The organism is Arenimonas sp. (assembly GCF_035312645.1).
Taxonomy (GTDB): Bacteria; Pseudomonadota; Gammaproteobacteria; order Xanthomonadales; family Xanthomonadaceae; genus Arenimonas.
Genome location: NZ_DATGBO010000084.1, coordinates 1 through 5351, shown reverse-complemented (window position 1 = coordinate 5351; position 5351 = coordinate 1). Strand labels below are relative to the sequence as shown.

Sequence of the window (5351 nt, the reverse complement as noted above, 5' to 3'; positions counted from 1 at the left end):
GCGACCGCGCTGTTTCCCGAAGGCGGCGAGCCGGTGATCGAAGGCCCAGCCCTGGTCGAAGCCGTGTTCCGCTGCGCGCTCTGGCGCTGGTTCGGCGTGCTGTTCTGGTTTCTGTTGCTGGGTGCGGCCGGCGCCATTCTCTATCGCCTCGTTTCGCTCAGTGCACAGGGCGAAGCGCAGCGGACGCTGCCGCCGGCGCAGAGCAGCGCCGCCCGCGTGTTCATCGCCGTGCTCGATTGGCCGGTCGCGCAACTGATGACTTTCGGCCTGGCGCTGGCCGCGAATTTCGACAGCGTGCTCGCCGCTTGGCGCGACTGGCATGCCAACGGCGGCATCCGCCTGGACATCGGCTTTCTCGGCGCCGCTGCGCGCGCCAGCGTGGTGTGCGAACTGATCGAGGAAGACGCCTACGCCATCGACGGCCCCGCGCAGGCGCCGGCGTTGCTGGAACTGCGCGATGCGATGAGCCTGGTCTGGCGCGTGCTGCTGCTGTGGCTGGCCCTGATCGCGGTATTCGTGATCGCCGGCTTCGTTAAATAATCGCGCTGTCGCGATTGCCCGAATCGCATCCGTAGGAGCGGCGCAAGCCGCGATTTCTCCCGCCTGCGACGCGATTTGAAGAAATCGCGGCTTGCGCCGCTCCTACAGGGCGCGCTTCACCCCGGCCAGCCGCCCGGCGCCAGCCACGAGAACGGTGCCCAGGGCAGGTTGCGCAGCACGCCGAAACTCACCACCAGCACCAGCCAGAACAGCGGTCGCGTCAGCGGCAGTAATCCTGCTTCGGTCCAGCGCGGTAACCAGCCGTTGCTGCGCAGGCTCAACAGCAAAAGTATCGGCGCCGACACCACGAACAGCGCATTCATCGCCAGCGCGCGACCCAGGTCAAAATGCACCAGCGCATGCAGTGCTCGTGTCAGTCCGCAGCCCGGGCAATAGAGGCCGGTCAGAGCATGGAACATGCAGGGCGGAAACGGACTGCCGGCGACGTTGGGATCAAACGTGCGCAGCATCAAGACGCCGAAACCGACGAACGCTGCGATCAGTATCGCAACGCCCGCCTTCATCGCGCCCGACATCGGCGCGGCAGCGATCAATGCTGCTTGGCCTGCTCGATCTGGCGCAGCAGTTCCGCGTATTGCGCACCGCCGCCGTGAAGAATCGAGAAGGCGGTCCACAACAGGCCGAGGATGCATAGGCCGGTGGTCACCCAGCACCAGATCTTCGCGTTGTCCGAGGCCTTGCGCGCGCCGTCGAAATCACCGGCGGCGAGTTTGCTGTTGACCTGCGTGGAAAACACGATGGCGACGATGCCCGGAATGGTGCCGATGACGCAGCACAGGCACAGCGACAGCACGGCCGCGACGATCGACCAGGCGAGGTAGTTGGGGATTGCCGGTGCTTCCATGGGAGGCGGCGGCATGTTCATTGGGGGCGGAACGCTCATGGCTCTTCTTCCTCGCAGTGGATGGATCGATTTGGCGGCAGTGATTCCGCGGCATCCTAGCAAAGTGGCGGCAGCGGCGGGTCGGACTTCAGGCAGCGTCGCCGCGCAGCGCGCGCACGGCGGTTTCCAGTGATTGCGCCGTTGCCTGCGCACCGTCCTGCGGTTCGCTGGCAACTACTTCCAGCGCCGCACGGAAGCGCCGCGGCAGGCGCAGGCGACGCAGGCGCGAATCGCGCTTGCTCCACATGCTCGACCACATGCCCTTGAGCGCCATCGGCACCACCGGCACCGTGCGCCGCGCCAGGATGCGTTCAACGCCGCTCTTGAACGCGGCGATCTCGCCGTCCGTGGTCAGCGCGCCTTCCGGGAAAATGCAGACCAGTTCGCCCTCGGCAAGCGCGGCGTCGACGTCGTCGAACGCTTTTTCCATCAGCGCCGGATCTTCGCGCGCGCCGGCGATCGGAATCGCGCGCGCGGCCTTGAAGATCCAGCCCGCGCCCGGCGTCTGGAAGATCTTGTAATACATCACGAAGCGGATCGGCCGCGGCACCGCGCTGCTCAGGATCAGCGCATCCATATAGCTGACGTGGTTGCATACCAGCAGCGCGGCACCTTCGTCGGGCACGTTGTCCTCGACGCCATCGACGCGCACCTTGTACAACAGCTTGACGTAGACCCAGGCCAGGAACCGCATCAGGAATTCCGGCACCAGGCTGAAGATGTAGATCGCCACGACCGCGTTCAGCACCGCGATCGCCAGATAGAACTGCGGGATGCTCCAATGCAGCACCTGTTGCGCGACGATGCCGAACACCGCCGCCGACACGATGAAGGCCGCGTTGAGAATGTTGTTGCCAGCGATCACGCGAGACAGTTCCGTCCGCGGCGTTCGGCTCTGCACCAGGGCGAACAGAGGCACCAGGAAGAAGCCGCCGAACACGCCGATCATCGCCAGATCGAACAGGATCCGCGTGCTGCCAGTGGCATGCAGGAAGCCGGCAAGATCCAGACCATGCAGCGCTGCTTGGCCAGTGCGCGCGAAGTACAGGTCGATGCAGAAAGCGCTGATGCCGAACGCGCCCAGCGGCACCAGGCCGATCTCGATCGTGCGCCCGGAAAGTTTTTCGCACAGCAGCGAACCGATGCCGGTGCCGATCGAAAACACGCCAAGCGCGAGCAGGTACAGCGCGCTGCCGCCACCCAGGTTCACTTCCGCGTAGCTGGGCAGTTGCGCGGTCAGCGCCGTGCCGAAAAACCAGAACCAGGAAATGCCCAGCACGGAATTGAACACCGCGCGCTGTTTCATGCACAGCCTGAAAGTGCGCCAGCTTTCGGTGAGCGGATTCCAGTTGATCTTCAGGTCGGGAGAGGTCGGCGGCGCCGGCGGAATGGCCCGTGAGGCGAAATAACCGACCAGTGCGATGCCCAGCACCGCAAGCGAAGCCAGCATCGGCCCGCGTCCCGGCACGCCCATCAAGCCGCCGCCTAGCATCATGCCGATCAGGATCGCCATCGCCGTGCCGGTCTCGACCAGGCCGTTGCCGCCGGTGAGTTCTTCCGGGTGCAGGGTCTGCGGCAGGATCGAATACTTGATCGGACCGAATACCGTCGAGTGCAGGCCCATCAGGAACAGCACCACCAGCAGCAGCGCCGTGTGATGCGAATAGAAACCGATGGCGGCGATCGCCATCGCGACGATCTCGAAGATTTTCACCGCACGGATGATGCGCGTCTTCTCGTATTTTTCCGCGAGCTGACCGGCGGTCGCGGAAAAGAAGAAGAACGGCAGGATGAACAGCGCCGGCGCGAGATTGGTGTACAGGGATTTCGCGCTCTCGCTCAATCCCATCTGGTAGGCGATCAACACCAAGGTGGCGTTGCGGAAGACGTTGTCGTTGAACGCGCCCAGCGATTGCGTGAGGAAAAACGGCAGGAAGCGGCGCTTGCCTAACAACGAAAACTGGTTATGGGCCATGGGGCTCCCCTGTGATGGCGGAAGCCTAACAAAATTCCCCGTAGGAGCCAGCTTGCTGGCGACTTAAAATTCCATATAGGAGCCAGCTTGCTGGCGACCTGGCGTTGTCGCCAGCAAGCTGGCTCCTACACGAGCGCGCTCAGCCGCGTTCGCGAGCGATCGCACGCCAGCCGATGTCCTTGCGATGGAACTCGCCCTGCCAGTGCACCTGCGCTGCCGCGGCGTACGCGCGGTGCTGCGCATCGATCACGCTGTCGCCAAGCGCACAGGCGCAGAGCACGCGGCCACCGGAGGTGACCACTTCATCGCCGACCAGCGTCGTGCCGGCATGGAAAATCTTGCTGTGCTCGGGCATCTCGGCATCGAGGCCATGGATCGCATCGCCGCTGCGCGGCGTGCCCGGATAATTTTCCGCCGCCATCACCACGCCCAGCGACGGCCGCGCATCCCAGTCGGCGCTGGTCTCATGCAAGCGCTCCGCCAGCGCTGCCTCGACCAGATCGAGAAGATCGGAATTGAGCCGCAGCATCACCGGCTGCGTTTCCGGGTCACCGAAACGCACGTTGAACTCGATCACTTTCGCCGCGCCCTGTTTGTCGATCATCAGGCCGGCGTAGAGAAAACCGGTGAACGGATGGCCGTCGGCGATCATGCCTTGCACGGTCGGGTTGACGATCTCGCGCATCACCCGCGCATGCACTTCCGGCGTCACCACCGGCGCCGGCGAATACGCGCCCATGCCGCCGGTGTTCGGCCCGACATCGCCGTCGAACACGCGTTTGTGATCCTGGCTGGTCGCCATCGGCAGGGCGGTGGTGCCATCGACCATCGAGATGAAGCTCGCCTCCTCGCCGTCGAGAAATTCCTCGATCACCACGCGCGAGCCGGCGCTGCCGAACACGTTGTCGCCGAGCATGTCGGTGATCGCGTCCTCGGCCTCGGTCAGCGTCATCGCCACGACCACGCCCTTGCCGGCTGCGAGGCCATCGGCTTTGATCACGATCGGTGCGCCAACATCGCGGACGTGATCGAGCGCCAGTTCCATGTCCTCGAACACGGCGTAGTAGCCGGTGGGGATGCGGTGGCGGGCGAGAAAATCTTTGGCGAAGGCCTTGCTGCCTTCAAGCTGCGCGGCGTAACGCGTCGGCCCGAAGATGCGTTGCCCGGCGGCGCGAAACAGGTCAACAACGCCGAGCACCAGCGGCGCTTCCGGACCAACCACGGTAATCGCGATGTCTTCGGCGAGCGCGAGTTTGAGCAGATTTTCGATATCGGTCGCGGCGATCGCGACGTTGCGGCATTTTCCTTCGCGCGCGGTGCCCGCGTTGCCCGGCGCGACCAGGATTTCGCTGACCCGCGGCGATTGCGCGAGCTTCCAGGCGAGGGCGTGTTCGCGGCCGCCGGCACCGATGATCAGGAGTTTCATCTTGTTGTCCGTGTTCGGGCGGAAAGGCGGGCGGGTCATTGCGCTGAGAAGGTCGTGCACGGAGCACGCACTATGGCGAAGGCGGGTGTGTGCGACAGGTTTCGGCGCTGAGGGAAACTTCAAAAAATACCTTGCCGTCGGTATCGATGAAGCGCCGCGCCGCGCCGGCACCGTTGGCAAAGATCGTCTTCATCCGCGGGTTGTCGCAGAGCGAATTCATTTCGTTCTGTTCCAGTTCGCGAATGCGGCCCAGCGCGGCAAGGTTCTCGCGCGCCTGCTGCGCATGCACTTTGGTGCTGCGGATGGTGAAAACCAGCACGCGACGCTCGACCGCGACCTTCTCAAGAACCAGTCCCGGAGCGAATGGCTGCGGCAGCGCCTTCTGCATGTCCGCTGCGGTTTCCGCCAGCGCGTTGTCGACGGCGGCGGTGGCCGGATCCTTCCGGCTGACGACGAACAGGGTCAGCACCACGACCACGATCACGACAAGAATCGCCGGCAGCGCC

The 5351-nt window shown here is 64.5% G+C and carries 5 protein-coding genes and 1 pseudogene; 1 reads left to right on the top strand and 5 read right to left on the bottom strand.

What is annotated here, in order from left to right; all coding sequences use genetic code 11:
• Positions 1–540 (top strand): annotated as a pseudogene (locus VKM35_RS07735) (hypothetical protein); the annotation flags it as partial.
• A 116-nt stretch (positions 541–656) separates the two neighbouring features.
• Here the strand turns inward: VKM35_RS07735 and VKM35_RS07730 are convergent.
• The 5 genes from VKM35_RS07730 to VKM35_RS07710 form a co-directional block, all read right to left on the bottom strand.
• Complete coding sequence (locus VKM35_RS07730; protein WP_324320069.1) at positions 657–1076, bottom strand: DUF2752 domain-containing protein; 420 nt, start codon at positions 1074–1076, stop codon at positions 657–659.
• 14 nt (positions 1077–1090) lie between these two features.
• A complete protein-coding gene (locus tag VKM35_RS07725; RefSeq protein WP_324320067.1) occupies positions 1091–1444 on the bottom strand; it encodes a CD225/dispanin family protein in 354 nt (117 codons plus the stop codon).
• 88 nt (positions 1445–1532) lie between these two features.
• Positions 1533–3419, bottom strand: coding sequence for an MFS transporter (locus tag VKM35_RS07720; protein WP_324320065.1), 1887 nt, complete (start codon positions 3417–3419; stop codon positions 1533–1535).
• Positions 3420–3558: 139 nt separating this feature from the next.
• Entirely contained in the window at positions 3559–4845 is a 1287-nt protein-coding gene (gene purD / locus VKM35_RS07715; protein ID WP_324320063.1) for a phosphoribosylamine--glycine ligase, read from the bottom strand.
• A 70-nt stretch (positions 4846–4915) separates the two neighbouring features.
• Positions 4916–5351, bottom strand: a 436-nt coding sequence (locus tag VKM35_RS07710; protein ID WP_324320061.1) for a hypothetical protein, incomplete at its 5' end; no start/stop codon positions are given.